The organism is Micromonospora sp. WMMD956 (assembly GCF_029626125.1).
GTDB classification, from domain to species: domain Bacteria; phylum Actinomycetota; class Actinomycetes; order Mycobacteriales; family Micromonosporaceae; genus Micromonospora; species Micromonospora carbonacea.
The window spans coordinates 4,410,374-4,436,676 of record NZ_JARUBI010000005.1 but is presented as its reverse complement, the minus strand read 5'-3'; the positions used below and the strand labels follow the sequence as shown (position 1 = coordinate 4,436,676).

Genomic DNA, 26,303 nt, shown 5'->3' with positions numbered 1-26,303 from the left:
CCGCCGATCAGCTCCCCGTCGACAACGGCGGAAGGGGGCCACCCGATCCCGGGTGGCCCCCTTCGGCGTCTCGCCCGGGTCACCCCGGGGAGCGGCTCACTTGCGCTTGCGGATCTCCTCGGCGGCCTGCGGCACGACCTTGAACAGGTCGCCCACCACGCCGAAGTCGGCCAGCTCGAAGATGGGCGCCTCGCCGTCCTTGTTCACCGCGACGATGGTCTTCGAGGTCTGCATGCCGGCCCGGTGCTGGATCGCCCCGGAGATGCCCAGCGCCACGTAGAGCTGCGGGGAGACCGTCTTGCCCGTCTGGCCCACCTGGAACTGGTGCGGGTAGAAACCGGAGTCGACGGCCGCGCGGGACGCGCCGACGGCCCCGCCGAGCAGGTCGGCCAGCTCCTCGACCAGCTTGAAGTTGTCGGCGTTGCCGACGCCGCGCCCGCCGGAGACGACCACGGACGCCTCGGTCAGCTCGGGGCGGGAGCCCTTCTGCTCGGCGACCCGGTCGACGACCCTGGCCAGCTTGTCGGCGTCGCCCACCGTCACGGTGAGCTGCTCGACGGCGGGCGTGGCGGGCGCCGGGGCCGGGGTCAGCGAGTTCGGCCGCACGGTGACCAGCGGCAGGCCCCGGGTGACCTTCGACGTGACGATGGTCGAGCCGGCGAACGCGACCTGCGTGGCGGTGCCGTCGGCGGCGAGGGCGACCACGTCGGTCAGGATGCCGTTGTCCAGCTTGACGGCCAACCGGGCGGCGATCTCCTTGCCCTCCTGGGCGGAGGCGAGCAGCACGGCGGCCGGCTGGACCCGCTTGACGAGGTCGGCCAGCACGGTGGCCTTCGGGGCCACCAGGTAGCCGTCGATCTCCTCGCTCTCGGCGGCGTAGATCTTCTCCGCGCCGTACTCGCCCAGCTTCGCGCTCAACGCCTCGGCCGCGCCGGGGCCACCGAGCACGACCGCGGCGGGCGTGCCCAGCTCGCGGGCGAGGGTGAGCATCTCCAAAGTGACCTTCTTGACGCCGAACTCGCGGGTGGCTTCGACGACGACGAGAACCTCAGACATGACCTGCACCCCTCACACGAACTTCTCGGTGGCGAGGAACTCGACCAGCTGCGCGCCGCCGGAGCCCTCGTCGGTGACCTTCGCGCCGCCGGAGCGCGGCGGGCGCTTGCTGTGCTCCAGCACCGTGCTGGTCGCGCCGTCGAAGCCCACCTCGGCCGGGGCGACGCCGAGGTCGGCCAGGGAGAGGGTGCGCACCGGCTTCTTCTTGGCGGCCATGATGCCCTTGAACGAGGGGTAGCGCGGCTCGTTGATGGTGTCCCAGACGGAGACGACGGCCGGGGTCGAGGCGGTGACCACCTCGTAGCCCTCCTCGGTCTGCCGCTCCACGGTCAGGGTGGACCCTTCGACGGTGAGCTTGCGCGCGCCGGTCAGCGCGGCGACGCCGAGCCGTTCGGCGATCATGTGCGGCATGACCTGGACCCGGCCGTCGGTCGACTCGGCGCCGCAGATCACCAGGTCGGCGGCGAGTTGACCGAGGGCGGCGGCGAGCACCTTCGAGGTGGCCACGGCGCAGGAGCCGTGCAGGGCGTCGTCCACGACGTGCACGGCGGCGTCCGGCCCCATCGACAGCGCCTTGCGGATCGACTCGGTCGCCCGGTCCGGACCCATGGTCAGGATCGTCACCTCGCCCCCGTGCGCCTCCTTGATCTTCAACGCCTCCTCGATGGCGTACTCGTCCATCTCGTTGATGACGTTGCTCGCCGAACCGCGGTCGACGGTGTTGTCGTCAGGACGCAGGTTGCGGTCCGCGCCCGAATCGGGCACCTGCTTGACGAGTACGACAATGTTCATCGCGCTTCGACGACCCCTCCTGTTGGTGTGGCGATCCCTCGCCAGGTCACGGGCGCAGCCTCCCGCGAAACTTAACGATCGGTCAACCACGGGCTGCTGTGCACTTGCCCACGCGCCAATGTTACCCACAAGTAGCATCGGCTCCCGGGGGCCTCAGGGTGACACAGCTCACCGCGCGCCCGGCCGTCGGGGCGCGCCGCGCCGCACGGGCTCAGGCCGGCTCGGCCAGCGCGCCCCGGATCCGGTCGATCACCTCGGCCTCGGCCGGCGTCACCCCCCGGTGCGCCCGCGCCACCCGGTCGGCGGCGGCCAGCACCAGCGACCGGTACGCCGCCACGTCCCCCGGTGACTTCGCGCGCAGGATCCCCACCGCCCGGCCCAGCGCCGGCAGCACCACCGCCTCGACCTCCAGGGCCGAGTCCCGGGGCAGCCTCGGCAGCGGGCCGGTGGTCAACGCCTCCTTCACCGGGCCGCTCGCCCCCGCCATCGCCCCCGACGCGGCGAAGCTCTCCCGCAGCATCGCGAACATGCCCGGGTCGGCGTTCGACACCAGGAAGACCGCGCCGAACGCGCCCGTCTTCAGGGTGAGTCGTTCCTCGTCCGTCAGCGGCTGCCCCATGGTCACGGAGTGTAGATGTAGGGCGTGGTCGTGGTGACCGGGACGAGACCCAACCGCTCCAGGATCGGCCGGCTGTCCTCGGAGGCGTCCACCTGCAACAGCGTCCGGCCCCGCTGGGCGGCCAGCCACGCCCGGTAGCCGACCAGCGCCCGGTAGATGCCCCGGCGACGCCACTGCGCGAGCGTCGAGCCGCCCCACAGCGTCGCGAAGCCGGTGCCCGCCACGTAGCGCACCCAGCCGGCGCTGACCACGGTCTCCCCCGCCTCGGCGACCACCACCGTGATCGACTGCGGGTCGGCGGCGATCTCCCTCCCCAGGCCCTCGATCAGGTGGCCCCGGGACTCGCCCCAGACCTCCTCCTCCATGGCCGCGATGCGCTCCAGGTCGGCGCGGGCGGTCACCTCGCGCAGGCGTACCCCCTCGGGGGTCACCGGGAGCGTGGCCGCCAGCGGCGCGACCGGACCGATCACGACGGTCTCCCGCTCCTGCGGCACGAACCCGGCGGCCCGCAGCCGGTCCGGCAGGTCGGCGGGCTCGTCGTGGCCGTGCAGCTTCCACTCCACCGACTCGCCCCGCGCGCGGAAGAGCTCCACCTGGCGGGCGATCAGCGCGTCCAGCGCCGCCCCGGTCAGGCCGTCCAGGTCGCGGTACGTCAGGAAGCCCCCGTGGTCCAGGCCGAGGACGCGCACCAGCGGCCCGTCCCGCTCCACGGTCACGCCCGCCGGCAGCGGGTCCGGGGCCCATGCCTTGAGCTGGTTGTCGTACGCCTCGCGCAGCGTCATCGCGTCAAGATCAGTCACCCGTCCAACCTATGCCCTGGACAAAGCGGATAATCGGCGGCGTGTGGGAGACGGTACGGCGGTGGTTCGACCCGCGGGAGCTGCGGTCGGTGGGCAGCACGCCCGACTACCGCTTCTCCCTGGCCAACGAGCGGACGTTCTTGGCCTGGCTGCGCACCGGGCTGGCCCTGGTGGCCGGCGGGCTGGCCGCCGCCCAGTTCCTCCCGCCGCTGCCGTTGGCGCACCTGCGCGAGGCGATCGCCGTCGCGCTGCTGCTGCTCGGCGGCACCGTCGCCGTGCGGGCCGTGGACCACTGGGCCCGCACCGAACGCGCCATCCGGCTCGGCGAGGAGCTGCCGGCGTCCCGCTTCCCCGCCGTGCTCGCCCTCGCCGTGGGGCTGGGCGCGGCGCTGCTGGTGATCGCGGTGCTCGCCCACGCGGTCGGCGGCCGGTGACCGTCGGCCGTGCCCCGGCGGGCGACCCGGGGCTGCAACCCGAACGCACCCGCCTCGCCTGGCGGCGCAGCCTGCTCGCGCTCACCGCCGTCACCGTCCTGACCGTCCGGCTGGCGCTCACCGGGGACGCCACGGGGGCGGTGCTGGCCGGCGCGGCGGTCGCCGGCTGGGCGGCGGCCCTCGCCCTGTGCTGGGGCCGGGCCGTCGGGGCGGGCCCGGTCCGCGCCACCTCCCGCACCATGCCGGCGCTGGCCCTCGCCGCCGCGTGGCAGGCCACGCTGGGCGTGCTGCTGGTCCTGCGCGGACTGGGTTGACGGGCGCGGGTGCGCCATGATGGGGAGATGGCCCGCCTGTACGTCCTGCTCTTCCTGGTCCAGATCGCGCTCGCGGTGTGCGCGCTGATCAGCTGCCTCTCCGCCGAGGAGGGGGCGATCCGGGGGCTGCCCCGGTTCGCCTGGGTGCTGGTCATCCTGTTCTTCCCGCTGGTCGGCGCGATCGCCTGGTTCCTCGCCGGCCGGCAGCGCCCCGCCGGAGGGCCGGGCACGCCCCGGTCGGCCGCCGGCGGTCCGCGCCGGCCGCTCGCCCCGGACGACGACCCGGAGTTCCTCGACTCCCTGGCCGAACGCGCCCGGCGGCAGGACGCCGAGCTGTTCCGCCGCTGGGAGGAGGACCTGCGCCGGCGCGAGGACGACCTGCGCCACCGCGAGGGCGACCCGCCCCGGGAGGAGAACCGCCCCGAGGTGTGACCGGGCCGCCCCCGGCGGACGTCAGACGCGACGCCGCAGGGCCCGGACCGCCAACGGCGCGAAGACGGCGGCGAGCACGACGGCCCAGATCATCGCCTGGATCGCCGGGCCGACCACCGGGCCGCCCACCAGCAGGCCGCGCAGGGCGTCGGCCAGGATCGTCACCGGGTTGACCTCGACCCAGTGCTGGAGCCAGCCCGGCATCCGGTCGGTGGGGACGAAGACGTTGCTGGTGAAGGTGAGCGGGAAGATCACCATGAACCCGAAGATCTGCACCTTGTCGGGCTCGCTGACCAGCACCCCGACCAGCACCGAGATCCACGCCGCGGCCAGCGAGAACGTGAGCAGCAGGGCGAACGCGCCGAGCAGTCCGACCACCCCGTTGCCGAGCCGGAAGCCGAGGATCGCCCCGACGCCGATCAGCAGCGACACCGACCACGCCTGCTTGACGGTGTCGGCGAGGATCCGCCCGGCCAGCGGGGCCCAGCGGGCGATCGGCAGGGCGCGCAGCCGGTCGAACACCCCCTTGGTGAGGTCGTTGTTGAGCCCGAAGCCGGTGGTCATCGTGGCGAACAGGGCGTTCTGCACGATGATGCCGGGCAGTGCGAAGGTGAGGTACTCCCCCGGCGAGCCGGAGATCGCCGTGCCGAAGACGTACGTGAAGAGCAGCACGAACATCACCGGCTGGATGCTGAGGTCGACCAGCTCCATCGGGTTGTGCTTGATCTGCACCAGGCTGCGCCAGGCCAGGGTGAGGGTGTGCCGCAGCCCGGCGCCCACGCCGAGGCGGCGGGCCGGCGCGAGCGGGGCGGTGACGGTGGCGGCGGTCATGCCGGCGTCCTCTCCAGGTCGGCCCCGGACGGGGTGTCGCCCCCGGCCGGCGCGTCGGGCTCGGCGCGGTGGCCGGTCAGGTGCAGGAACACCTCGTCGAGGCTGGCCCCCCGCAGGGCCAGCTCGGCCACGGGGATCTCGGCGTCGTCGAGGCGGCGGACCATGGCGGGCAGCACCCCGGGGCCGTTGACCGCGACGGTGACGGCGCCCTGGGCGACCTCCGGGCTGGCGGCGGCGGCCTCCCCCGCGATGGCCACCACGGTCGCCAGGTCGGCCGGGTCCACCGGGCGGACCGTGAGGACCTGGCCGCCGGTCTTGGCCTTCAGCTCCTCCGGGGTGCCGTGGGCGATCACTCGGCCGTGGTCGACCACGGCGATCTCGCTGGCCAGTTGGTCGGCCTCCTCCAGGTACTGCGTGGTCAGCAGCACCGTCACCCCGTCGGTGACCAGGCCGCGCACGGTGTCCCACAGGTCGTTGCGGCTGCGCGGGTCGAGCCCGGTGGTCGGCTCGTCGAGGAACAGCACCTGCGGCCGGCCGACCAGGCTGGCGGCCAGGTCGAGGCGACGGCGCATGCCGCCGGAGTAGGTCTTCGCCGCCCGGTCGGCGGCGTCGGCGAGCTGGAACCGGGCGAGCAGCTCCCGGGCCCGGGCCCGCGCGTCGGCCCGGGAGAGGCCGAGCAGCCGGCCGATGAGCAGCAGGTTCTCCGTGCCGGTGAGCGCCTCGTCGACCGAGGCGTACTGGCCGGTGAGGCCGATGAGCTGCCGCACCCGGTGGGCGTCGCGGCGCACGTCGTACCCGCCGACGGTGGCGTGACCCTCGTCGGCGGCGAGCAGGGTGGCGAGCACCCGCACGGTGGTGGTCTTCCCGGCCCCGTTGGGCCCGAGCAGCCCGTACACGGTCCCGCTGGGGACCGCGAGGTCGACTCCGGCGAGGGCCGTGGTGGCGCCGAAGCGTCGCACCAGGCCCTCCGCCCGGATCGCGTACGTCATGGAAACTCCTGTCGTCTGTGCATGTGTCACGCCAACTGGCCGACGGCACTGACAAACTGCCGAGCCTCGGCTGACGTTACGACGACAGACGCCGCGAGTCCCCCGAATTAAGCGGTGGCGCTCAGGCCAGGTTCGACGAGCGGGGGTACGCGTCGGCCGGGTCGGTGAGCACGTTGACCAGGTAGGGCACGCCCGAGGCGAAGGCCCGCTCCAGGGCCGGGGCGAGGTCGCCGGCCTTCTCGACCGTCTCGCCCGCCCCGCCGAGGGCCTCGACGACCTTGTCGTAGCGCAGGCCGGGCTGGAGGTCGGCGGCGACGTCGTAGCCGTACATGGCGCGCATCGGGTGCTTCTCCAGCCCCCAGATGCCGTTGTTGCCGACCACGATCACGACGGGGAGCTTCTGGCGCACCAGGGACTCGACGTCCAGCAGCGAGAAGCCGGCCGCGCCGTCGCCCATCAGCACGCAGACCTGCCGGTCGGGGTGGCTGACCCGGGCCCCCATCGCGTAGCCCATCCCGGTGCCGAGGCAGCCGTACGGGCCCGGGTCGAGCCAGGTGCCGGGCTGGGCGGGCTCCAGGTACTTCCCCGCGTACGAGACGAAGTCGCCGCCGTCGCCGATGGTGATGGCGTCGGGGGCGAGCACCCGGCGCAGCTCGCCGTAGACGCGGGCGGGGCGGATCGGGTCGGTCTCGGCGGCCATCGCCTCGGCGTCGCGGGCCTTCGCGGCGTCCTCGGCCTCGCGCAGCCGCGCGACCCAGTCGTCGTGGTCGGCCCGGTCGCCGGGGTGCTCGGCGAACGCGGTGAGGATCAGCCGCAGGTCACCGGCGGGCGAGGCGGCCGGGGTGACGTGGGTGGCCCGCTGGCTGGGCGCGTCGACCACGTGCACGACCCGGGCGTCGCCGAAGTCGCCGAAGGCGAGCCGGAAGTCCAGCGGGGTGCCGACCACGACGACGACGTCGGCGCCGGACAGGGCGGCCCGGCGGGCCTTGGCGAAGGCCAGCGGATGCGACGGGGGCAGCGCGCCGCGCCCCATCCCGTTGGTGAACACGGGCACCCGCAGCGCCTCGGCGGCGGCGCGCAGGGCGTCGACGGCGTCCCCGGCGTACACGTCGGAGCCGGCGATGAGCACCGGGCGGTGGGCGGCGGCGATCAGCCCGGCGGCCCGGGCCACCTCCTCCGGGTCGGCCTCGATCGGTGCGGGCGCGACCGCCTCGGGCAGCTCCGCGTCGCCGACGGAGAAGATCGCCTCCAGCGGGAAGTCGAGAAAGACCGGGCCCCGGTGCGGGGTGAGCGCGGTGGTCAGCGCCGCGCTCACCGCGCGCGGGATGTCGTCGGCGCCGAAGACCGTCTCGGCGTGCTTGGTGACGGGGGCGACCAGCGGCAGGTGGTCCATCTCCTGCAGGCTGCCGGAGCCCCAGCGGAACTGCGGGGCCCGGCCCCCGAGCACCAGCACCGGCGAGGCGTTGAAGAAGGCGCTGGTCAGCCCGGAGACGCCGTTGGTGACGCCGGGGCCGGCGGTGAGCACGGCGAGGCCGGGGCGGCGGTTGAGCTTGGCCACCGCCTCGGCCGCGAACACCGCCGACTGCTCGTGCCGCACGTCGTAGAGCGGGAAGCCGGCGGTGTGCGCCGCGTCGTAGAGCGGGAAGACGTGCCCGCCGGAGAGGGTGAACATCTCGCGTACGCCGTGCGCGCGCAGCGCCGCGAGCGCCAACTGTCCGCCGTGACCCTCGACCCGCTCCGTCATCGCCGCTCCCCTCGCCGTGGCCGGAGTCACACGCTACTGGCCGGTAGGCGGAATGTGAACCAGGCTCGGGTCAGCGGCCGGTGAAGTCGGGCTTGCGCTTCTCGACGAAGGCGGCCATCCCCTCGCGCCGGTCGTCGGTGGCGAACAGCGCCGCGAAGAGCTGGGTCTCCCAGGCCAGACCCGAGGTGAGGTCCATGTCCAGGCCGGCGTCGACCGCCAGCTTCGCCGCCCGCAGCGCCTGCACCGGCCCGTTCAGGTACGGGGTGACCAGCTCGACGGCGGCGGCGTACACGTCGGCGGCCGGCACGACCCGGTCGGCCAGGCCGATCCGCAGCGCCTCCTGCGCGTCCACCATCCGGCCCGACATGATCAGGTCCTTCGCGCGGGCCGGGCCGACGAGCCGGGCCAGCCGCTGGGTGCCGCCCGCGCCGGGGATGACACCCAGCTTGATCTCCGGCTGGCCGAGCTTCGCGTCCTCGGCCACCACCCGCCAGTCGCACGCGAGGGCCAGCTCGCAGCCGCCGCCCAGGGCGTACCCGGTGATCGCGGCGACCACCGGCTTGGGGATCCGGGCGAACGCGCCCAGCGCGCTGGACAGGTCCGCCGCCCGCTCCGCCATGTCCACGTAGGACATGGCGGCCATCTCCTTGATGTCCGCGCCGGCCGCGAAGACCTTCTCGCCGCCGTACACGATGACGGCGCGGACCCCGGGGTCGGCGGCGGCCTCCGCAGCGGCGGCGCGCAACTCCTCCTGGACCTGCTTGTTCAGCGCGTTCATCGGCGGCCGGTCCAACCGGATGGTGCCGATGCCGTCCTTGGTCTCCAGCCGCACGAACTCGCTCACGCTGCCCTCACTTCCTCGTCGAAGTCGCGTGCCAACCTTACGGCCCGGATCGTTGGGGCAGATAGTCTGATGTCCGCCCCTGCCCCACCGGAGGCCGCCATGGTCACGTACTACGACGACAGGTCGGTGCAGGTCACCTCCACGGCGGTGCGGGCGGACGGCCGGACGTACCCGCTGGCCGAGATCAGCGTGGTCTGGCACCTGCGCGGCAGCCGGTCCTGGCGGGTCCTCGCCGGCCGGGGCGCGATCGGCGCGGCGCTCGCCGCCCCGCTGGTCGCCGCCGCGCTGGGGGTGGCGCTCGCCCTGTGGCTGCACCGCTCGGTGACGGTCACGATCGCCATCGTGGGGGCCTCCGTGCTGGTCGGGCTCGCCGTCGGGCCGGTCGCCGACTTCCTCTTCGAGCGCCTGGACCGCTCGTACGCCCGGGGCAGCCGCCAGTGGGAGCTGTGGGCCCGTTGGCGGGGCCAGCCGGTGCGGCTGGTGCAGACGGGCGACGCGCTGCGCTTCGGGCAGATCTACCGGGCGGTGCAGCGGGCGGTGGAGGCGGGGCAGGCGGAGCGGTTCGGTCGGACCGGCGGCCGCCCGCCGGGGAGCGCCGTCAGGCCGTAGCGCCCCGGCGCGGACCCCAGCCGGCGCCCCGGCCCGCCCCGGCCTGTGCGCGGCGGCCCGAGGGAGGCGGATCCCACGTGGCCCCCGCCCAGCAGGGGCTTCAGCCAGACTAGGGAGCTGATGTCGTAGCTGACTCAGCTCCCTAGCGTGCCGAACGTCCCTCGCCGGGCTGGGCGGGCACGCCCGGCGGCGGTTAGGCTTGGTGATGGCCATCTATTACCAGGACGACGCGGTGCAGGTGACCTCCGAGTCGATCCGGGTGGGTGGCCACACCATCCTGCTCGCCGACGTCACCTACGTCTGGCACGCGCGCGGGCGCACGACCCTCGCCGTGCGCGGCCGGGTGATCGGTCGGGGCGTGCTGGTGCTCCTGCTGTCGCTGCCGCCGCTGGTGGCGCTGGTCTGCGTGGTGTCGCTCGCCTGGTCCGCGCAGGACCGGGGCAACTGGACCCTCGCCCTGATCATCCTGGCCGCCTGCGCGGTCGGCGCGCTGGCCCTGGTCCCGTTCCTGGAGGTGCCGCTCGGCTGGCTCGACCGCTCGTACGAGCGGGGCAACCGGGTCAACGAGCTGTGGGTGCAGCACCACGGGCGGGAGGTGATGCTGCTGAGCACGCCGGACGCGCTGCGGTTCGGGCAGATCTACCGCGCCGTGCAGCGGGCCGTGGAGCAGCAGGGCGACCGGGGCTGACCGGGCGGCACTGGCCCGTCCCGCGCACACTGGAGGGCATGGTGCCTCCCCTCCCCCGGCCGTCCGCCGTCGTCGGCCTCACCCGCTCCGCACTCGACCAGGCGCTCGGCTCGGCGGCCTCCGTCGCCGCCCTGCCGGCCCGCGCCTTCGCGCTGCTCGACGGGGTGGAGGCGCTGCTGCACCGGGTCAACGGGGTGGTGGACCGGATCGAGGGGACGCTGGACCGCACCGACCGGATCCTCGACGACGCCGAGAGCGCCGTCCGGGAGGTCGCCGTGATCAGTGCCGCCGCGACCACCGCGATCGACACCGCCACCGAGGTCGCCGCCGCCGCGGCCGTGGTCGTCGGCGAGGCCGAGCGGGTCTCCGCCGCCGCAGGCACCGTGGTCGCCGAGGCCGACGCGGTGGCCCACCGCGCCGCGGGGACCGTGACCGCCGCCGCGGCGGCGGCCGGCACCGCCGCCGAACTGCTGGCCGCGTACGAGCCGGCGCTGCGCCGGGGCGCGCCGATGGCGGCCCGGTTCGTCGAGCAGCTCAGCCACGAGGAGGTGACCGCGGCCATCCGCCTCGTCGACGAGCTGCCCAAGCTCAGGGAACACCTGACCGCCGACGTGCTGCCGATCCTGGCGACGCTGGACCGGGTGGGCCCCGACCTGCACGACCTGCTCGACGTCACCCGCGACCTGAAGCTCGCCGTGGCCGGCATCCCCGGCCTCGGCATGCTCCGCCGCCGGGGCGAGAAGCTGACCGACGAGTGAGCCGGCCCGGCGGGTGGGGCCGACCGACCAGGGTGGATCAGGCCGGCGGGGCGTAGAGCTGGTCGATCTCGGCCCGGCTGGGCAGGGCCACGGACGCGCCGAGCCGGCGTACGCAGGCCGCGCCGGCCGCCGCCGCCCAGTGCACCGCCGCCCGCAGGTCCCGCCCCTCGCCCCAGGCCACCGCGAGCGCGGCCGTGAACGCGTCCCCGGCGGCGGTCGAGTCGACCACCTCCACCGGCACCGCCGGGACGTGCACCGGCGCGGCGTCGCGCGCGACGTACCAGGCGCCCTCGCCGCCGAGGGTCAGCACCGCGCGGGGCACGAGCGCGAGCAGGGCGCCCGGGTCGTCGCGCCCGGCGCCGGTGAGCATGCGCGCCTCGGTCTCGTTGACCACCAGCAGGTCCACGGCGTCGAGCAGCTCCGCCGGCACGTGCCGGGCGGGCGCGGCGTTGAGGATCACCCGGGTGCCGGCGGCCCGGGCGGCCAGCGCCGCCTCGGTCACCGTCGCCACGGGGATCTCCAGCTGGGCGACCAGGACGTCCGCGTCGCGTACGGCGGAAAGCTCGGCCTCGGTGAGGCCGGTGAACGCGGCGTTCGCGCCGGGGGTGACCAGGATGGCGTTCTCGCCGTCGGCGCCGACCATCACCAGGGCGACGCCGGACGCCCCGTAGACCACCCGGAGATGTCCGGTGTCGACGCCCGCCGCCGTGATCCGCGCCCGCAGGGTCACCCCGAACGCGTCGGAGCCGATCGCGCCGAGGAAGGCGCAGGACGCCCCGGCCCGCGTGGCGGCGACCGCCTGGTTGGCCCCCTTGCCGCCGGGCACCATGACGAAGTCGCTGCCAAGCACCGTCTCGCCGGGGCGGGGCAGGGCCCCGGCGGTGGCCACCAGGTCCATGTTGGCGCTGCCCACGACGGCGACGCGGGTCTGCCGCACGGTTGCCTCCCTTGCTCCGGCCACTGCGGCCGCACGGACGCGGCTCAGGCGGCGCGGGCCGTCCAGCGGTCGCCGTGGCGCTCGACCGTCAGCGGCAGGCCGAAGGTCTTGGCGAGATTGTCGGCGGTGAGGGTGTCGCCGAGCAGCCCCTGGGCCACCACGACGCCCTCGCGCAGCAGCAGCGCGTGGGTGAACCCGGGCGGGATCTCCTCGACGTGGTGGGTGACCAGGACCAGCGCCGGGGCGTCGGGGTCGGCCGCCAGCTCGGCCAGCCGGGCCACCAGGTCCTCGCGCCCGCCCAGGTCGAGGCCGGCGGCGGGCTCGTCGAGCAGCAGCAGCTCGGGGTCGGTCATCAGCGCGCGGGCGATCTGCACCCGCTTGCGCTCGCCTTCGGACAGGGTGCCGAAGGCCCGGTCGGCGAGGTGCCCGACGCCGAGCTGGCCGAGCAGGGCGCGGGCCCGCGCCTCGTCGGCGGGGTCGTAGCTCTCCCGCCAGCGCCCGACCACCGACCAGGCGGCGGTGACCACCGCGTCGGTGACCAGCTCCTCGGCGGGCACCTGCCCGGCGAGGGCCGCGGTCGACAGGCCGATGCGGGTGCGCAGCTCGTTGATGTCGGTGCGGCCGATGCGCTCGCCCAGCACGTGGGCGACGCCGGTCGTCGGGTGCAGCCGGCCGGCGGCCAGGTTCAGCAGGGTGGTCTTGCCGGCCCCGTTGGGGCCCAGCACGACCCAGCGTTCGTCCAGCTCGACCCGCCAGTGCACGTCGTGCAGCAGCGCGGTGCCGGACCGGCGTACGGCGACGCCGTCCAGGCTGACCACCAGATCCGCGTCCACGGGGCTGGCGGCGGGGGCGGCGGCGGGGGCGCCGGGGATCAGGTCACCAGTCACCCGCCCATCCAACCACGCACCTCCGCACCGCCCCCCACGGGCGGCGTCCACGCCCTAGGGTGGGGCGCCGTGTCGTTGGTCACCGCACGGGGGAGGCGCGGATGTCACACGGGGAGCACGTCGGATGAGCGCGGTCATCGAGATCGAGGGGCTGCGCAAGACGTTCCACGGCCCGTACCGGAGCCGGCACGTCGCCGTGGACGGCTTCGACCTGCTGGTGGGGCGGGGTGAGGTGCACGGCTTCCTCGGGCCGAACGGCTCGGGTAAGACCACCACGCTGCGCGCCCTGCTCGGCCTGGTCCGCGCCGACTCCGGCCGGATGCGGCTGTTCGGCGAGGACGTCCCGCGCGCGCAGGCGCGGGTGGCCGCCCGGGTCGGCGCGATCGTGGAGACCCCGCAGTTCTTCGGCAACTTCACCGGGCACCGCACGCTGCGGCTGCTCGCCCTGGCCGGCGGGGTGCCGACCCGGCGGGTCGACGAGGTGCTGGCCCAGGTGGGGCTGCTCGACCGGGGCGAGGACGACGTGCGGGGCTACTCGCTGGGCATGCGGCAGCGGCTCGCGGTGGCCTCGGCGCTGCTCAAGGAGCCGGAGTTGCTGATTCTCGACGAGCCGGCGAACGGGCTGGACCCGGCCGGCATCCGGGAGATGCGGGACCTGATGCGGTCGCTGGCCGACGCGGGGGTGACCGTCCTGCTGTCCAGCCACATCCTCGGCGAGATCCAGCTGATCTGCGACCACGTGACGATCGTCTCGGCGGGACGGCGGGTGGCCTCCGGCCCGGTCGCGGAGGTCCTGGCCGGCCACGACCGACACGAGTGGCTGGTGCGCGTGCCGGAGCCCAAGCGGGCGGCGGAGCTGCTGCGCGCCGCCGACCTGATGGTGGACGAGCGCCCCGACCACCTGGTGGTCGGCGGGGTGTCCGACGCCGGCGAGGTCAGCCGGCTGCTCGGCGAGCAGGGGCTGTGGGTACGCGAGCTGGTCCCGCTGCGGCCGGACCTGGAGAGCGTCTTCCTGGAGCTGACCGACGGCGGCACGCACGACGGGGAGGCAGGGGCATGAACCTGGTCCGGGCCGAGTGGGAACGGCTGGCGGCGCGCCGGTTCGTGCGGCTCATGCTGGCGCTGCTGGTGCTGGCGTTCGCGATCACGGCGGCGACCGCGCTGGTGGGTTCGCACCGGCCGTCGTTCACCGAGATCGCCGCTGCGCGACAGAGCGCCGCCGCGGAGCGGCAGGCGTTGGAGGAGACGTTCCAGCAGTGCCTGGCGGCCGTACGCGGGACGCTGCCGCCGGAGGAGGCCCAGGACTACCCGCCGGACTGTTCGGTGTTCGACCCGGGGCAGCGCGACCGGCTGCCGGTGGCCGCCGACTATCTCCACGGGGTGTTCACCTTCGCCGACCAGGCCCGGCCGCTGCTCTACTTCCTCGTCCTGTTCCTGGTGCTGTTCGGATTCCTGGTGGGTGCGTCGTACATCGGGGCGGACCTGTCCACCGGCGGGGTGGTGAACCTGTTGATCTGGCGGCCCCGGCGGCTCGCCGTGCTCGGCGCGAAGCTGGGCACCCTGCTGGGGGCGGTGACGCTGCTGTCGGTGCTGGCGTCGGCGGCGTACCTGGGGGTGTTCTGGCTGATCGGGCAGGGCGCCGGGCTGCCCGGGGCGACGGGCGGCGACTTCTGGCCCGGGCTGGGGCTGGTCTGGCTGCGCGGGCTGGTGCTGGTGCTGCTCGTCGCGACGGCCGGCTTCGCCCTGGCCACGCTGGGCCGGCGGACGGCGGCGGCGCTCGGCGCGGTGACCGCGTACGCGGTGGTGTGGGAGCTGGGCCTGCGGGTGGTGGTGGAGGTGGTGGGCCTGCCGCGCGGCGAGGACTGGATGCTCTCCACGTATCTCGACGCGTGGTTGACCGGCGAGGCCCGGCTCTCCGACGCGACCGCCTGCCGGGGGGTGGGCGGCTACTGCGACGGCAGCTACCAGATCGGCTGGGGGCTCGGGCTGGTGGTGCTGCTGGTGCTCGTCGGCGCGCTGACGGCGGCGGCGTTCGGCGCGTTCCACCGCCGCGACCTCGCCTGAGCCGCCCGCCGGGTGCCACACCTCGCCGGGCCGCCCGCCAGGCACGGCGACACCTTGCAGCACCCCGCGCGGTGGTGAAGAATTCCTTCACATGAGCCGCGCGGGGTCAGCCCACGGTGCTGCCGAAGACCTCGTCGCGCACCGCGTCCAGGGCCGTGCGCAGCGCGCCGTGCAGGATCGGCTCCTCGGTCAGCCCGGTCGGCACCACCCGGGGCCGGACCAGGGTGATCGCGGCCACCTCGTGCTGCACCCGCTCGGCGAGCGCCGCCCCGCCGGCCTGGCCGACCTCGCCCGCGAGCACCACCAGCGGCGGGTCGAGCACCACGCAGGTGCTCGCCACGCCCAGGGCCAGCCGGCGCGCCAGCTCGTCGAGCAGCGGGCCGCCGGCGGTGCCGGCGGCGATCGCCGCGCGCACCGCGTCGGCCGCCGAGTCGGCCGGCTGCCCGTGCTCCCGGGCCACGGCGAGCACCGCGTCGGCCCCGGCGAGCTGCTGGAACGCCGGCTTGGCCCGGCGCGACACGTCACGCGGGATGGGCACGCCGGGCACCGGCAGGTAGCCGATCTCGCCGGCCGCGCCGCTGCTGCCGTGGTGCAGCCGGCCGCCGAGCATGATCGCCAGGCCGACGCCCGCGCCCACCCAGACCAGCACGAAGTCGCGGTTCTCCCGGGCCGCCCCGGACTGCGCCTCGGCCACGGCGGCCAGGTTGACGTCGTTCTCGAAGACCACCGGGGTGGCCAGGTCCTCGCGCAGCGCGGCGAGCAGGCCCCGGTGCCAGCGTGGCAGGTTGAACGCGAACGTGATGTCGCCGCTGGCCGGGTCGACCAGGCCGGGGGTGCCCAGCACCACCCGGCGCACGCTGGACAGCTCCGCGCCCGCGCCGCTCGCGGCCTGGACGACGGCGTTGTGCACCACCCCGACCGGGTCGTCGGTGTCCCGGGTGGACTGCTCCACCCGGGAGACGACCGCACCGGTGATGTCCGCGCAGGCGGCCACCACCCGCTCGGCGCCGACGTCCACCCCGACCACGTACGCCGAGCCCGGCCGGACGGCGTACAGCTGGGCGTTCGGGCCCCGCCCGCCGGCCTGCTCGCCGACCCGGGCGACCAGGCCGCGTTCCTCCAGCCGCTCGACGAGCTGGGAGGCGGTGACCTTGGACAGCCCGGTCAGCTCGCCGAGCCGGGCCCGGGTCAGCGGCCCCTGCTCCAGCAGCAGCTCCAGCGCCGCGCGGTCGTTGAGCGCCCGCAACAGGCGGGGGGTGCCGGGCAGGCGGGTCGCACTCATGCCACGTCCTCAAATTTTCGTAAACTTTGCTAACCAAACCGACACGCGGGTGACCGTAGCGTAACGGCCGCCCCGAACCTGGGTACTCGGACGACCCGGCACCCGCCGACGCCTCCGGTACGACGACCGCGCCCGACCGGGCACGGCAGAGGGGAGACCTCCGTGGCGACCGATCCTGGACTGCGCCGGCTCGCGCTGGGCACGCTGCTGGCCGCGTACCCGGGGCCGGTCCCGCCGGACTGGGCCGTCGAGCTGGTCGCCGAGGGGCTCGCCGGGCACACCCTGTTCGGCACGAACGTGCACGACCCGGCCCAGGTGGCGGCGAGCACCGCCGCGCTGCGCGCCGCCCGGCCCGACGTGCTCGTCGCGATCGACGAGGAGGGCGGGGACGTGACCCGCCTCGCCCACGCGACCGGCAGCCCGTACCCGGGCAACGCCGCCCTCGGTGCGGCCGACGACCCGGCGCTGACCGGGCAGGTCTACGCGGCGATCGGCGGCGAGCTGGCCGCCCTGGGGATCACCGTGGACCTCGCCCCGACGGTGGACGTGAACACCGCCGACGAGAACCCGGTGATCGGCACCCGCTCCTTCGGCGCGGACCCGGCCCGGGTGGCCGTCCACTCGGCGGCAGCCGTCGCCGGGCTCCAGTCGACCGGCGTGGCCGCCTGCGCCAAGCACTTCCCCGGCCACGGCGCGACGGTCGCCGACAGCCACCACGAGCTGCCCACCGTCGACGCGTCCCCGGCGCTGCTGCGCGAGCGCGACCTGCCCCCGTTCGCGGCGGTCGTCGACGCCGGGGTCAAGTCGATCATGACCGCGCACATCCGGGTGCCCGCGCTCACCGGCGACGGCCCGGCCACCTTCAGCCGCCCGGTCCTGGTCGACCTGCTCCGCCGCGAGCTGGGCTTCACCGGGACGGTGATCACCGACGCGCTGGAGATGCAGGGCGCGGCGCTGGCCGCCGGCGGCGTCGGCCCGGCCGCCGTCCTGGCGCTCGCCGCCGGGGCAGACCTGCTCTGCATCGGCGCGCGGGTCGATGCCCGCCTGGTCGAGCGGGTCGCCGCCGAGATCGTCGCCGCGCTGGGCGACGGCCGGCTGGACCGGGCCCGGGTCGAGCAGGCCGCCGGCCGCGCCGCCGCGCTCGCCGCCGGAACGCGGGCCACCGCGCACGCCGCCGCCGGCCCGCCGGCACCCACCCCCACCGACCTGGGGTACGCCGCCGCGCGGCGCGCCGTCCGGGTGGACGGCGACGTCGCCGGGCTGGGCCGGCCCCTCGTCGTACGGCTGGACGCCGCGACCACGATCGCGCAGGGGCGGGTGCCGTGGGGCCTCGGCCCGCACCTGGCCGGGTCGGAGGAGATCCGGGTGGTGGCCGCCGAGGCGGACGCGGCGGCCCTGCGCGCCCACGCCGGGGAGCGGCCGATCGTGCTGGTCGGCCGGCACCTGCACCGGCTGCCGGGCGGCGCGGCGCTGGTGGACGCGCTGGCCGCCGCGCACCCGGTGGTCGTGGTCGAGATGGGCTGGCCGGGGCGGTGGCGGCCGGCGGGGGCGCGCGCGTTCGTCACCACGTACGGCGCGAGCCACGCCAACGGCCACGCGGCGGCCCGGGCGCTGGGCCTGACCGGCTGACCGCCGACCGCCCGACTTCCTGACCGCCCGCCGTCCGGCCGCCCGGCCTTCGGGCCGGCCGGGCGCACCCCGCCGCCAACCCACTCTTGAACGCGTTCAAGTCGTGCCCTACGCTGAGCACGACCTGATTTTGAACGTGTTCAAGAAAGGTGCCGGGATGGACGTCAAGGTCTGGATGTACCTGGTCTACCTCGCGGTCAGCATCGGCCTGACCGTCTGGGTGGCGCGGTCGCTGTCCCGCAACGGGCTGGTCTTCCTGGAGGAGGTCTTCGCCGACGAGCGGCTGGCCCGCGCCGTGAACAGCCTCCTGGTCGTCGGCTTCTACCTGCTCAACCTCGGCTACGTCACGGTGGCGATGCGGCACCGCGACCCGGTCACCGGCACCAGCGAGGCGATGGAGGAGCTGTCCCTGAAGGTGGGGCTGGTGCTGCTGGTGCTCGGCGCGCTGCACTTCTTCAACGTGTTCGCGCTCGGCCGCTACCGCCGGGGCCGGCTGCGCCAGCTCGCCACGCACCCCCCGGTGGCGCCCGTCGCCCGGCTCGCCCCGCCACCCGCCCGGCCCGGCCCGCACGCGCCGCACGTGCCGTACCCGGTCGGCCCGCAGCCCGCCGCGCCGCAGCCCGCCGGGCCCCCGGCCGCCCCGCACGGCGGCGCGCCCGGCGCCGGTCCGGTCCCGCCGGCACGATGAGCGGACACCCGGCCGTTGCGGCGGGCGACGCCGGTCCCACCGCGCACGGGGGCGGTGGGACCGGCGGGCTCACCGTCCTCTACGACGCGCACTGCCCGCTGTGCCGGGCCGCCCGGCGCTGGCTGGCCACGCGCGCCCAGCTCGTACCCCTGGAGTTCGTGCCGGCCGGGTCGGTCGAGGCCCGGCGGCGCTTCCCGGGCCTCGACCACGAGGCCACGCTGCGGGACCTGACCGTGGTGGCCGACACCGGCGAGGTGTACGCGGGCGACGGGGCCTGGTTCGCCTGCCTGTGGGCGCTGGCGGACCACCGGGCCACGGCCGAGCGGCTGGCCCGGCCGCACCTGATGCCGCTGGCCCGGCGGGTGGTGGCCACCGCCTCGTCGATCCGTGCTCTGGTCCGCGAGGAGTGGGACGGATCGGCCGGCCCCGAACCGGGATACGGTGACGACGATGACCGAGCAGACTGCGCCGACGACCGCTGCGGGCGAGGCGGCGACCGTCCGGGGTGAGCAGACGCGGCGGCTCATCCTGGACACCGCGCTGCGGATGTTCCGGGAGCGCGGCTACGCCCGCACCACCATGCGGGCCATCGCCCAGGAGGCGGGCGTCGCGGTCGGCAACGCGTACTACTACTTCGGCTCCAAGGACCACCTGATCCAGGAGTTCTACGCGGGCACGCAGGTGGAGCACCGGTCCGCCGCGGCGGCGGTGCTGGCGCGGGAGACCGGGTTCGGGCAGCGGCTGGCCGGGGTGCTGCACGCGGGCCTCGACGTGCTCACCCCGTACCACGAGTTCGCCGGGACGTTCTTCAAGACCGCGGCCGAGCCGACGTCGCCGCTGAGCCCGTTCTCCGCCGAGTCCGCCGCGCCCCGGCAGGCTTCGGTGGCGCTGTTCCGCGAGGTGCTCGACGGCTCGACCGCGAAGGTCGACCCCGAGCTGCGCCCGGAGCTGCCCGAGCTGCTCTGGCTGGCATACCTGGGGGTGATCCTCTACTGGGTGCACGACCGCTCCCCCGGGCAGGCGAAGACCCGGCAGCTCGTCGACGGGGCGGTGCCGCTGGTCGACCGCCTCGTCGGCCTGTCCCGGCTGCGGGTGCTGCGCCCGGCCACCCGCCAGGCGATCACCCTCATCCGCACGCTGCGTCACTGACCTTCGACCCGGCGCGACATCAAGGCGCAGGTCAAGTCCGTTAGACGACACCGCCGACCCGCCGGCTCCCCTTGCCTGCCGCCGATCTCGTTACGTAGCGTCATGGGCGAGACGGCGGCCGGCGGGAGCGACCGGCCGTGCCACGGGGAGGACCTGGGGGGAGGCCGCGCGGACCGTGGATCCGGCCCGGGATCCACGGTCCGCGCCCGGCTCACGGGGGATAGACCCCGTACGACCGCCAGCCCCGGTCCGGGAAGCCGGCGGCCTCCGCCACCCGCGCCGACGCGCCGTTGGCCGGGTCGTGCCGGTACGTGGGCACGGCCCCCTCGTCGAGCACCCGCCGGGCGGCCTGGGCCACCAGCCGCCGGGCCAGCCCCCGGCCCCGGGCGGCCCGCACCGTGCCGACGGCCAGCTCGTGACCGTGCGCGTCGTGCCGCTTGATCGCCACGCCGGCCAGGTACCGCCCGTCGGCGTCCCGCACCACCAGCACCTCGCGGTCGAACAGCCCCAGCCACCGGGGCAGCCCCGGCTCGGTCGGCGCGACCCACTCCCCCACCTCCGGCAGCGGGGCCGGGGCCAGGGTCCACCGGAACACGTCGTCGTTGGGCACCCAGCGGGGGTGGGTGACGGCACCCGGCAGGCCGGCGAGCAGCCGCCGGTGCGACCGGGCGGCGAGCGCCCGGACGGCCGGGACGTGCCGGGGCGCGACCGAGAGCACCGTGCCGTGCCCGTCGCCGACCGCGATCGCCGGGCGGAGCCGGCCGTCCCAGGCGGGCAGGTCACGCCGGTACGAGCCGACCACGTGCAGCCCCGGCCCCGGCGGCCACCGCCCGAGCCAGGTCACGAGGTGCAGGTACAGCCGCCGGTCGCCCACCGGTCGCCTCCCTCCGCCGCGCCCGCCGGGGGCGCCGACATGATCACGGTACGCCGGTGGGCGCGCAGCCGTGCGCGGGTCGGCGGGGACCCGGGGGCGGGCGGGCGGCCGGGCAGCGGGGCCGCCGACGACGGGCGGCGCGCCGTCACACCGCCTGCGGCGGGAACCGGGGGCGCTCCGACCACGTCATATCTATTTCCATACATGTACAACTTTCTCTGGGACGGTAAGGTCATGCCGAATCTGCCTGAGGACCGACACGAGCAGGACGCCGAGCGGCGCCGGCGGGGCACGCGCGGGTGGTTCCCGGCACAGCCGGCATACCGGGAGGCCCGCAACGCGCGCGGCGCCCAGCCGGCCTTGTCCTGGGCGGAGCTGAACCGGCTGCCGGCCGGCTGCTCCACCCGGCGCGGCCTGACGGCCCGCTGAGGCGAACCGACGCGGGGCCGGGTGGGCTCAGAGCTGCGCGGCGATGGCCTTCGCGCTGTCCACGTCCGGGCCGGGCAGCGGCACGAAGACCGTCCGCCGGTAGTACTCCAGCTCGCGGATGCTCTCCCGGATGTCGGCCAGCGCCCGGTGGGCCAGCCCCTTCTTGGGCTGCCCGAAGTAGACCCGCGGATACCAGCGCCGGCACAGCTCCTTGATGGAGGAGACGTCGATCATCCGGTAGTGCAGGTGGGCGTCGAGGCGCGGCATGTCCCGGGCGATGAAGCCCCGGTCGGTGGCGATCGAGTTGCCGCACAGCGGGGCGGAGCGGGCGTCCTTCACGTGGCTGGTGACGTAGTCGAGCACCAGGTCCTCGGCCTCGGCGAGGGTCACGGTGGACCGCCGGACCTCCTCGGTCAGCCCGGACTTGCCGTGCATGGTGCGCACGATCTCCGGCATCGCCGCCAGCGCCGCCTCGTCGGCGTGGATAACCACGTCGACCCCGTCGCCGAGCACGTTGAGGTCGGGGTCGGTGACCAGCGCGGCGACCTCGATCAGGGCGTCCCTGCCGAGGTCCAGCCCGGTCATCTCACAGTCGATCCAGACGAGGAGATCAGCCACGCGCACAGCCTACGCGCAGCCCGCACCCTCGCGCCTCGGCGGCGTACGCGGGATGGACCGCTAGGGTTTCCCCGTGCCAGCTGAACCGATCGCGCCACCCTCCGTGACCGCCGACGAGCCGGGCGGCCGCCGGGTCCGCCGGCTGGTCACGGTGCTGGCCCTGGTGGCCGTGCTGCCCGCGCTGTACCTGCCGGGCCTGAAGCACGACTTCCTCGATCTCAAGATCTACATGCGGGCGATGGACTGGTGGGCCGCCGGCCACCCGCTCTACGACTACGTGCAGCCGGACCGGGTGCAGGGCGAGCTGTACTTCACCTACCCGCCGGTGAGCGCGCTGCTGCTGCGCCCGTTCGCGCTGCTGCCGCTGGGGCTGACGATCGCGGTCTTCACGGTCCTCACCGTGCTCGGCGTGGTGGTGACCACGCGGTGGCTGCTCGCCCCGGTCGTGGCCCGGCACGGCCTGCCCCGGGTGTTCACCCTCACCGTCGGGGTGCTGCTGGTCTTCGCCGTGGAGAGCACCCGGGAGACGATCACCTTCGGCCAGATCAACATGCTGCTGGTCGTGCTGATCCTGGCCGACCTCCTGTTCGCCGTGCCGCAGCACCGGCGCTGGGCGGGCGTGGGCGTCGGGCTGGCCACCGCGCTGAAGCTCTACCCCGGCATCTTCATCGTCTACCTGCTGGCCACGCGGCGGTGGCGGGACGCGGCCGTGGCCTCGGCGACCGCCGCCGGCGCCACGCTGCTCGCCGCGGCCGTCGCGCCGGCGGACTCGTGGCGGTTCTTCACCCACGAGCTGTGGGCGACCGACCGGGTGGGGCGCACCGACTACACCGGCAACCAGTCGCTGTTCGGGCTGCTCAGCCGGCTCACCGCGCCCGCCGAGCCGAGCCGGGCGCTGTGGCTGGCGCTGGCCCTGCTGGTCGCCGGGTACGGGCTGTGGCGGGCCGCCCGCGCCGCCCGCGCCGGGGACGCGCTGACCGGCCTGACGCTGACCGGCCTGGCCGGGGCGCTGGTCAGCCCGATCACCTGGACCCACCACATCTACTGGTTCGTGCCGGCGGTGGTGCTGCTCGCCGACGCGGCGCTCGGCACGGACCCGACGACGCCGGCCGGGGCCCGACGCCGACGGTGGCTGACCGGCCTGGCCGTCGGCACCGGCGCGCTGATCGGCTACGGGGTGGTGTCGTTCCACGACTGGGGAGTGGCCCCGGTGCCCACCGACTCGCCCGGCGAGTTCCTGGCGCGCAACGCCTACGTGCTGCTGAGCCTGCTGCTGGTGGCGGCCCTGCCCGTCGCCTGCCCCGCCCCGGCATCCGCCCACCAGGGCGAGAAATCGCACCAAATGGACAGTTGTCCCGAGTAGCGTCGTTACCGGCTAATCTTACCCATACCTCGGGCATTCCCCGTGGCACCGATCCCCCGGTGCAGGCGGCCCTCCGTGTCGGCAGCACGGAGGGCCGCTCGCCTGCCGTGCAAGGAAGGGCCCCCGGTTAACGCCTCCGGTCGAGAGGGGTTCCCCGCTCACCCGCCTGGTAGGGCACCGGGCCGCCCCGCCGGGCGCCGGGTCAGGGGTGCCGGCGGCGGGCGCTGGGCGCGGCGGGGCGGATGCGGCGGGGCTCGACGCGTACCGGCCGGGTGGTGGCCTCCGGCGCGGCCGGCGGCCAGGCCGGCGGACCCGCAAGCGCCGACGACGCCGGCCCCGAGGGCGATGCCGCGCGGGCCGGGCCGGGCGGCGGGGCCAGGTCGGCGAGGGTGGCCGGGCGGCGGGCCGGGGCCGGGCCCAACGCGGGCCGGGGCCGCCCGGCCGCCGCGCCCACCGCGACCAGTTGCCGGTCGGCGGGCACGGCCGGGTCCGGCGCGGGACGCGCGCCCAGCCCACTGAGCGAGGTCACCCCGAGCCGGTCGGCGAGCGCCGGGACCTGGTCGGGCTCGACCACGAAGACCACCTCGCGCGGTCGCGCCGGGCGCAGCAGCAGCGCGGCGGAGGCCACCAGCAGGACGCCGAGGGTGGCCAGCAGCCAGGCGGCGGCCGGGAACCAGTCGGCGGCCACGCGCGCCTGGAGGGCCACCGCCCCGACTCCGACGGTGAACCCGCCGGCGGCGTCGGGGTGCCGGGACAGGACGCCGAACACGCCTGCGGCCAGTAGCGCCGGGATACCGATGGTGAGCAGCAGCATGCCGACGAGCGCGCGAGCGATCCGCATCCGTGTCGTTCCTTCCGTGGCCTGGGTACTCGGCCGACCTTACCGGCGCAAAAGGCGCAATCGGCCCGATATCAGCAGCAACGGCGTACGACGGGGGCCGGAAACGGGCCGGCCCGCCGGGTGGACCGGCGGGCCGACGGGCGGGGGGCTCCGGGGTCAGCTCGTCGCGGCCGGCCCCCGCCGGGTGCGGGCGAACGCGAGCCCGCCGAGGACCAGCCCGGCCAGGCCGGCGACCAGCCCCGCGACGCCGAACGCGAGGCCCGCCCCGCCCTCGGAGTCGTCGTCATCGTCCGCCGCCGCGGCGGGCGCGGCCGGGGCCGGGGCGCCCTCCGTCGGGGCGGCGGCGGTGAGGGTGAGCACGGGGGCCGGCTTCTCCGGCTCCTCGGCCCCGGCGGCCGGCTCCTCGATCCAGCGCACCACCGTGCCGTCCGAGTAGGTCTGGAGCGCCTTGAACACCATCGTGTCCACCTGCGGCAGCGGCCCCATCGACACCGGGAACTCCTGGAACTGGCCCGGCTTCACCGCCGCGTCGCCGGTCGCCGTCCAGGTGATCTTCGCCACCGCCTCGGTGACCTCGCTGCCGTGCACCTGCACCGGCGGGTCGACCTTGCGCTTCTCCACCGCCACCGTCCACCCCGGCACCGGCATCGTCGACACCGAACCGACCGGCGCGTTCTCCGGCAGCACCACCTCGACCTTCGTCGTCGACGTCTCGTCGCTCTCGTTCGGCACCCGGAACGCGAACCGGCCGTAGCCGCCCTGCGTCGCCTCCTTCGGGTTGACCGAGACGTGCGCCGAGGCGGGCGCGGCCACGCCGAGCACCACGGCGGCGACGGCGCCGAGGGCCAGGGCGGCGGCGGTTACGGAACGGCGGTGACGGAGCATGGGGGACTACCTTTCGTCAACGGATCGGCACGGTGGCGCTCACCGTGGCCTGGTCGATGTCCGAGATGCGGACGGTGAAGCGGAACTGCCAGTCGCCCGAGGCGGGCAGGTTGATCTCCCCGGACGCGTGGTTGTCGGTCAGCGGCAGCAGCGGGATCTCGATCGGCTCGATCCCCGCCGACGGCAGCGCGGCGGTCGCCTTCCACTCGGCCACCGGCTGCGGCCGGTTGTCCGACGTGTACGCGTACAGGTGCATCGAGTTGTTGCCCCGCCGGGCCGGGTCCAGCTCCACCTGGAGCGAGTAGAGCGGGCTGGACAGCGTGGTGGTGAAGAAGTTGTCCGGCGTGCCGGCCACCTCGGCGGCGCTGCGGGCCGGCGGGGTCTGCACCAGGGTCGCCGTCACGCCGAGCACCACGGCCGTGATCGCCAGCTCGACCCAGACCGCCCGGCGCACCGGGGCCGGGTGGGCCGCGGCGGTGCGCCGGCGCACCAGCGCCCGGGAGTACGCGGCCACGCCGATCACCAGCGCGAACAGCAGGATCTTGGCCAGCACCAGCCGCCCGTACGTGGTGTCGACCAGGGCCGCCGGGGTGGCCACCTCGATCAGCGCCTGCACCGTGCCGGCGAGCAGCAGCGCCGCGACCGACAGCGCCGCCCAGCGCGACCAGACGGGCAGGATCGCGCCCAGCTCCCGCTCGTCGGCCAGGCGCAGCAGGAAACCGCCGAGCATCACCAGCCCGCCCAGCCACACGGCCATGCTGCCCAGGTGCACCGCGTCGACCACCACCGACACCGCCGGCGCGGGCGAGGCCGCCGGGTGCCCGGCCAGCGGCCAGGTGAACAGCGCAGCGCCGCCGAGGACCGCCAGGATGATCGCGTCGGTGCGCCCCACCGGCCCGGCGAAGAGCGGGCGGAGCAGGAACGCCGCCGCCGCGAGCAGACCGAGCCGGACCAGGTGCGCCGTGCCGTACGTGCCGCCGAGCACGTCGGCGAAGCCCGCGCCGGTCACGTCGAACAGCCCGCCGCCGGCGGTGTAGGGCACCTGGAGCCACAGCTCGGCCACGGTGGCGAACGCCAGCACGCCGACCCCCGTCCAGGCGAGCCGGGCCGGACCGCGGCGGTCGAGCCGGCGCGGCCACAGCGCGCCGAGCACCAGCGCGGGGCCGACCAGCAGGAGCAGGCCGGCGTAGCCCAGGTATTTGGCGACCTTGACCCCGGTCTCCACCACCGGGTCGGCCCGGGTGTCGGACCCGCTGTCCGTCGGCGGGGTCGACGGCGCGCCCACCGACCAGGTGAACGCGCCGGAGATCGGGTGGTTGTCCGCCGAGATCACCCGGTAGCTGATGAGGTACGTCCCGCGCCCCGCCGACGGATCCACCGGGATGGTCACCACCGTGTCGGAGAACGACGGCTCGCCCCGGTCGGCCCGCGCCCCGTCCGGGGCGATCACCCGGATCTTCCCGGCCACCTTGCGCACCGGCTCGCTGAACGTCAGCACCACCTCGGACGGCGCGCTCGGCACCACGGCGGAGGCGGCCGGGCTGCTGCTCACCAGCACCGCGTGGGCGCTCGCGGGGGTGGCCGGGGCCAACAGCAGGGCGACGACGGTGACCAGCAGGCCGGCGAGCGTGCCGAGGCGCGCGAGCCGGCGGGGGGGCCGGAGAGTGGCAGCAGTCATGCCGGCCATGCTCGCCGATGAACGGACCGATCGGCGAGCCCCACCCGGCCCTCGGGCGCGCCACCGGCG

30 protein-coding genes are annotated in these 26,303 nt (G+C 75.4%); 14 read left to right on the top strand and 16 right to left on the bottom strand.

The genetic code is table 11. The features are described 5' to 3' along the window. Positions 1-96: 96 nt before the first annotated feature. The 4 genes from O7628_RS20125 to O7628_RS20110 all read right to left on the bottom strand — a co-directional run bounded on the left by O7628_RS20125 (position 97) and on the right by O7628_RS20110 (position 3,267). Entirely contained in the window at positions 97-1,056 is a 960-nt protein-coding gene (locus O7628_RS20125; protein ID WP_178063708.1) for an electron transfer flavoprotein subunit alpha/FixB family protein, read from the bottom strand. Positions 1,057-1,068: 12 nt separating this feature from the next. Beyond that, a complete protein-coding gene (locus O7628_RS20120) occupies positions 1,069-1,848 on the bottom strand; it encodes an electron transfer flavoprotein subunit beta/FixA family protein (protein WP_278132772.1) in 780 nt (259 codons plus the stop codon). A gap of 211 nt (positions 1,849-2,059) precedes the next feature. Then, positions 2,060-2,473 (bottom strand): hypothetical protein, encoded by a 414-nt coding sequence (locus tag O7628_RS20115; RefSeq protein ID WP_178063706.1) that lies wholly within the window; start codon positions 2,471-2,473, stop codon positions 2,060-2,062. Continuing rightward, positions 2,470-3,267 (bottom strand): GNAT family N-acetyltransferase, encoded by a 798-nt coding sequence (locus O7628_RS20110; RefSeq protein WP_278132769.1) that lies wholly within the window; start codon positions 3,265-3,267, stop codon positions 2,470-2,472. Before O7628_RS20110 ends, O7628_RS20115 begins: the two co-directional genes overlap by 4 nt. A 41-nt stretch (positions 3,268-3,308) precedes the next feature. Here O7628_RS20110 and O7628_RS20105 point away from each other — a divergent pair, with 41 nt between their 5' ends. The 3 genes from O7628_RS20105 to O7628_RS20095 are packed head-to-tail and all read left to right on the top strand — an operon-like array spanning position 3,309 to position 4,447. Next, complete coding sequence (locus O7628_RS20105; protein WP_278132767.1) at positions 3,309-3,701, top strand: DUF202 domain-containing protein; 393 nt, start codon at positions 3,309-3,311, stop codon at positions 3,699-3,701. Then, the gene (locus O7628_RS20100; RefSeq protein WP_278132766.1) at positions 3,698-4,015 is read left to right on the top strand and encodes a DUF202 domain-containing protein; all 318 of its coding nucleotides are present in this window, start codon (positions 3,698-3,700) and stop codon (positions 4,013-4,015) included. The genes O7628_RS20105 and O7628_RS20100 overlap by 4 nt, the downstream gene beginning before the upstream one ends. 27 nt (positions 4,016-4,042) lie before the next feature. Then, positions 4,043-4,447: a PLD nuclease N-terminal domain-containing protein gene (locus O7628_RS20095; protein ID WP_178063703.1), complete on the top strand. Its 405-nt coding sequence runs from the start codon at positions 4,043-4,045 to the stop codon at positions 4,445-4,447. Between the two features lie 21 nt (positions 4,448-4,468). Here the strand turns inward: O7628_RS20095 and O7628_RS20090 are convergent, their stop codons facing one another. The 4 genes from O7628_RS20090 to O7628_RS20075 form a co-directional block, all read right to left on the bottom strand. After that, a complete protein-coding gene (locus O7628_RS20090) occupies positions 4,469-5,278 on the bottom strand; it encodes an ABC transporter permease (RefSeq protein WP_278132753.1) in 810 nt (269 codons plus the stop codon). Next, positions 5,275-6,267, bottom strand: a complete 993-nt coding sequence (locus tag O7628_RS20085; RefSeq protein ID WP_278132752.1) for an ATP-binding cassette domain-containing protein — start codon at positions 6,265-6,267, stop codon at positions 5,275-5,277. The genes O7628_RS20090 and O7628_RS20085 overlap by 4 nt, the downstream gene beginning before the upstream one ends. Positions 6,268-6,388: 121 nt before the next feature. Next, the gene (locus tag O7628_RS20080; protein WP_278132751.1) at positions 6,389-8,011 is read right to left on the bottom strand and encodes an acetolactate synthase; all 1,623 of its coding nucleotides are present in this window, start codon (positions 8,009-8,011) and stop codon (positions 6,389-6,391) included. Positions 8,012-8,081: 70 nt separating this feature from the next. After that, a complete protein-coding gene (locus tag O7628_RS20075) occupies positions 8,082-8,855 on the bottom strand; it encodes an enoyl-CoA hydratase-related protein (RefSeq protein WP_278132749.1) in 774 nt (257 codons plus the stop codon). A gap of 99 nt (positions 8,856-8,954) precedes the next feature. On the opposite strand from O7628_RS20075, the gene O7628_RS20070 reads away from it, so the two are divergent. The 3 genes from O7628_RS20070 to O7628_RS20060 all read left to right on the top strand — a co-directional run bounded on the left by O7628_RS20070 (position 8,955) and on the right by O7628_RS20060 (position 10,910). Next, entirely contained in the window at positions 8,955-9,464 is a 510-nt protein-coding gene (locus O7628_RS20070) for a DUF6232 family protein (protein ID WP_278136356.1), read from the top strand. Positions 9,465-9,669: 205 nt separating this feature from the next. After that, positions 9,670-10,152 carry a DUF6232 family protein gene (locus tag O7628_RS20065; protein WP_278132748.1) on the top strand — a complete coding sequence of 161 codons (483 nt, stop codon included), beginning with the start codon at positions 9,670-9,672 and terminating at the stop codon, positions 10,150-10,152. 38 nt (positions 10,153-10,190) lie between these two features. Next, complete coding sequence (locus O7628_RS20060; protein ID WP_278132746.1) at positions 10,191-10,910, top strand: hypothetical protein; 720 nt, start codon at positions 10,191-10,193, stop codon at positions 10,908-10,910. A 37-nt stretch (positions 10,911-10,947) separates the two neighbouring features. On the opposite strand, the gene O7628_RS20055 is transcribed toward O7628_RS20060, so the two are convergent. Both O7628_RS20055 and O7628_RS20050 read right to left on the bottom strand, forming a co-directional pair. Next, positions 10,948-11,847 (bottom strand): ribokinase, encoded by a 900-nt coding sequence (locus tag O7628_RS20055; RefSeq protein ID WP_278132744.1) that lies wholly within the window; start codon positions 11,845-11,847, stop codon positions 10,948-10,950. Positions 11,848-11,891: 44 nt separating this feature from the next. Further along, positions 11,892-12,734: an ABC transporter ATP-binding protein gene (locus O7628_RS20050; RefSeq protein WP_074473713.1), complete on the bottom strand. Its 843-nt coding sequence runs from the start codon at positions 12,732-12,734 to the stop codon at positions 11,892-11,894. A gap of 124 nt (positions 12,735-12,858) precedes the next feature. Here O7628_RS20050 and O7628_RS20045 point away from each other — a divergent pair, with 124 nt between their 5' ends. Both O7628_RS20045 and O7628_RS20040 read left to right on the top strand, forming a co-directional pair. Then, the gene (locus tag O7628_RS20045) at positions 12,859-13,794 is read left to right on the top strand and encodes an ABC transporter ATP-binding protein (RefSeq protein ID WP_278132740.1); all 936 of its coding nucleotides are present in this window, start codon (positions 12,859-12,861) and stop codon (positions 13,792-13,794) included. Then, positions 13,791-14,798, top strand: coding sequence for an ABC transporter permease subunit (locus O7628_RS20040; protein WP_278132738.1), 1,008 nt, complete (start codon positions 13,791-13,793; stop codon positions 14,796-14,798). The genes O7628_RS20045 and O7628_RS20040 overlap by 4 nt, the downstream gene beginning before the upstream one ends. Before the next feature lie 106 nt (positions 14,799-14,904). Here the strand turns inward: O7628_RS20040 and O7628_RS20035 are convergent, their stop codons facing one another. Next, positions 14,905-16,080, bottom strand: coding sequence for an ROK family transcriptional regulator (locus tag O7628_RS20035; RefSeq protein ID WP_278132736.1), 1,176 nt, complete (start codon positions 16,078-16,080; stop codon positions 14,905-14,907). 162 nt (positions 16,081-16,242) lie between these two features. Between O7628_RS20035 and O7628_RS20030 the strand changes: the two genes are divergently transcribed. The 4 genes from O7628_RS20030 (at position 16,243) to O7628_RS20015 (ending at position 19,546) form a co-directional block, all read left to right on the top strand. Next, the gene (locus tag O7628_RS20030) at positions 16,243-17,709 is read left to right on the top strand and encodes a glycoside hydrolase family 3 N-terminal domain-containing protein (protein WP_278132734.1); all 1,467 of its coding nucleotides are present in this window, start codon (positions 16,243-16,245) and stop codon (positions 17,707-17,709) included. Positions 17,710-17,866: 157 nt separating this feature from the next. Continuing rightward, positions 17,867-18,397, top strand: a complete 531-nt coding sequence (locus tag O7628_RS20025) for a hypothetical protein (protein WP_278132733.1) — start codon at positions 17,867-17,869, stop codon at positions 18,395-18,397. Then, positions 18,394-18,906, top strand: coding sequence for a DCC1-like thiol-disulfide oxidoreductase family protein (locus O7628_RS20020; protein ID WP_278132732.1), 513 nt, complete (start codon positions 18,394-18,396; stop codon positions 18,904-18,906). The genes O7628_RS20025 and O7628_RS20020 overlap by 4 nt, the downstream gene beginning before the upstream one ends. Beyond that, positions 18,848-19,546 carry a TetR family transcriptional regulator gene (locus O7628_RS20015; RefSeq protein ID WP_278132731.1) on the top strand — a complete coding sequence of 233 codons (699 nt, stop codon included), beginning with the start codon at positions 18,848-18,850 and terminating at the stop codon, positions 19,544-19,546. The genes O7628_RS20020 and O7628_RS20015 overlap by 59 nt, the downstream gene beginning before the upstream one ends. 211 nt (positions 19,547-19,757) lie before the next feature. Here the strand turns inward: O7628_RS20015 and O7628_RS20010 are convergent, their stop codons facing one another. After that, a complete protein-coding gene (locus tag O7628_RS20010) occupies positions 19,758-20,420 on the bottom strand; it encodes a GNAT family N-acetyltransferase (protein WP_074473702.1) in 663 nt (220 codons plus the stop codon). A 234-nt stretch (positions 20,421-20,654) separates the two neighbouring features. Between O7628_RS20010 and O7628_RS20005 the strand changes: the two genes are divergently transcribed. Next, on the top strand, positions 20,655-20,849 hold the full coding sequence (locus tag O7628_RS20005; protein WP_278132730.1) for a DNA repair protein: 195 nt from the start codon (positions 20,655-20,657) through the stop codon (positions 20,847-20,849). Positions 20,850-20,876: 27 nt separating this feature from the next. On the opposite strand, the gene orn is transcribed toward O7628_RS20005, so the two are convergent. Beyond that, entirely contained in the window at positions 20,877-21,473 is a 597-nt protein-coding gene (gene orn, locus O7628_RS20000) for an oligoribonuclease (protein ID WP_082106218.1), read from the bottom strand. Between the two features lie 67 nt (positions 21,474-21,540). Here orn and O7628_RS19995 point away from each other — a divergent pair, with 67 nt between their 5' ends. Then, positions 21,541-22,830: a glycosyltransferase 87 family protein gene (locus tag O7628_RS19995; RefSeq protein ID WP_278132729.1), complete on the top strand. Its 1,290-nt coding sequence runs from the start codon at positions 21,541-21,543 to the stop codon at positions 22,828-22,830. A gap of 202 nt (positions 22,831-23,032) precedes the next feature. Here the strand turns inward: O7628_RS19995 and O7628_RS19990 are convergent, their stop codons facing one another. From O7628_RS19990 to O7628_RS19980, 3 genes are all read right to left on the bottom strand, one after another. Further along, positions 23,033-23,671, bottom strand: a complete 639-nt coding sequence (locus O7628_RS19990; RefSeq protein WP_278132728.1) for a hypothetical protein — start codon at positions 23,669-23,671, stop codon at positions 23,033-23,035. A 156-nt stretch (positions 23,672-23,827) separates the two neighbouring features. Continuing rightward, positions 23,828-24,556 (bottom strand): YcnI family protein, encoded by a 729-nt coding sequence (locus O7628_RS19985; protein WP_178063686.1) that lies wholly within the window; start codon positions 24,554-24,556, stop codon positions 23,828-23,830. Positions 24,557-24,572: 16 nt separating this feature from the next. Continuing rightward, the gene (locus O7628_RS19980; protein WP_278132703.1) at positions 24,573-26,234 is read right to left on the bottom strand and encodes a copper resistance protein CopC; all 1,662 of its coding nucleotides are present in this window, start codon (positions 26,232-26,234) and stop codon (positions 24,573-24,575) included. Between the last annotated feature and the right edge of the window lie 69 nt (positions 26,235-26,303).

What these genes read in the sequence shown, in the direction of transcription:
- O7628_RS20125 (WP_178063708.1), bottom strand. Translation starts at nt 1,056, where the DNA reads ATGTCTGAGGTTCTCGTCGTCGTCGAAGCCACCCGCGAGTTCGGCGTC.
- O7628_RS20120 (WP_278132772.1), bottom strand. Translation starts at nt 1,848, where the DNA reads ATGAACATTGTCGTACTCGTCAAGCAGGTGCCCGATTCGGGCGCGGAC.
- O7628_RS20095 (WP_178063703.1), top strand. Translation starts at nt 4,043, where the DNA reads ATGGCCCGCCTGTACGTCCTGCTCTTCCTGGTCCAGATCGCGCTCGCG.
- O7628_RS20090 (WP_278132753.1), bottom strand. Translation starts at nt 5,278, where the DNA reads ATGACCGCCGCCACCGTCACCGCCCCGCTCGCGCCGGCCCGCCGCCTC.
- O7628_RS20085 (WP_278132752.1), bottom strand. Translation starts at nt 6,267, where the DNA reads ATGACGTACGCGATCCGGGCGGAGGGCCTGGTGCGACGCTTCGGCGCC.
- O7628_RS20080 (WP_278132751.1), bottom strand. Translation starts at nt 8,011, where the DNA reads ATGACGGAGCGGGTCGAGGGTCACGGCGGACAGTTGGCGCTCGCGGCG.
- O7628_RS20070 (WP_278136356.1), top strand. Translation starts at nt 8,955, where the DNA reads ATGGTCACGTACTACGACGACAGGTCGGTGCAGGTCACCTCCACGGCG.
- O7628_RS20065 (WP_278132748.1), top strand. Translation starts at nt 9,670, where the DNA reads ATGGCCATCTATTACCAGGACGACGCGGTGCAGGTGACCTCCGAGTCG.
- O7628_RS20060 (WP_278132746.1), top strand. Translation starts at nt 10,191, where the DNA reads ATGGTGCCTCCCCTCCCCCGGCCGTCCGCCGTCGTCGGCCTCACCCGC.
- O7628_RS20045 (WP_278132740.1), top strand. Translation starts at nt 12,859, where the DNA reads ATGAGCGCGGTCATCGAGATCGAGGGGCTGCGCAAGACGTTCCACGGC.
- O7628_RS20040 (WP_278132738.1), top strand. Translation starts at nt 13,791, where the DNA reads ATGAACCTGGTCCGGGCCGAGTGGGAACGGCTGGCGGCGCGCCGGTTC.
- O7628_RS20035 (WP_278132736.1), bottom strand. Translation starts at nt 16,080, where the DNA reads ATGAGTGCGACCCGCCTGCCCGGCACCCCCCGCCTGTTGCGGGCGCTC.
- O7628_RS20025 (WP_278132733.1), top strand. Translation starts at nt 17,867, where the DNA reads ATGGACGTCAAGGTCTGGATGTACCTGGTCTACCTCGCGGTCAGCATC.
- O7628_RS20020 (WP_278132732.1), top strand. Translation starts at nt 18,394, where the DNA reads ATGAGCGGACACCCGGCCGTTGCGGCGGGCGACGCCGGTCCCACCGCG.
- O7628_RS20015 (WP_278132731.1), top strand. Translation starts at nt 18,848, where the DNA reads ATGACCGAGCAGACTGCGCCGACGACCGCTGCGGGCGAGGCGGCGACC.
- O7628_RS20005 (WP_278132730.1), top strand. Translation starts at nt 20,655, where the DNA reads ATGCCGAATCTGCCTGAGGACCGACACGAGCAGGACGCCGAGCGGCGC.
- O7628_RS19990 (WP_278132728.1), bottom strand. Translation starts at nt 23,671, where the DNA reads ATGCGGATCGCTCGCGCGCTCGTCGGCATGCTGCTGCTCACCATCGGT.
- O7628_RS19985 (WP_178063686.1), bottom strand. Translation starts at nt 24,556, where the DNA reads ATGCTCCGTCACCGCCGTTCCGTAACCGCCGCCGCCCTGGCCCTCGGC.
- O7628_RS19980 (WP_278132703.1), bottom strand. Translation starts at nt 26,234, where the DNA reads ATGACTGCTGCCACTCTCCGGCCCCCCCGCCGGCTCGCGCGCCTCGGC.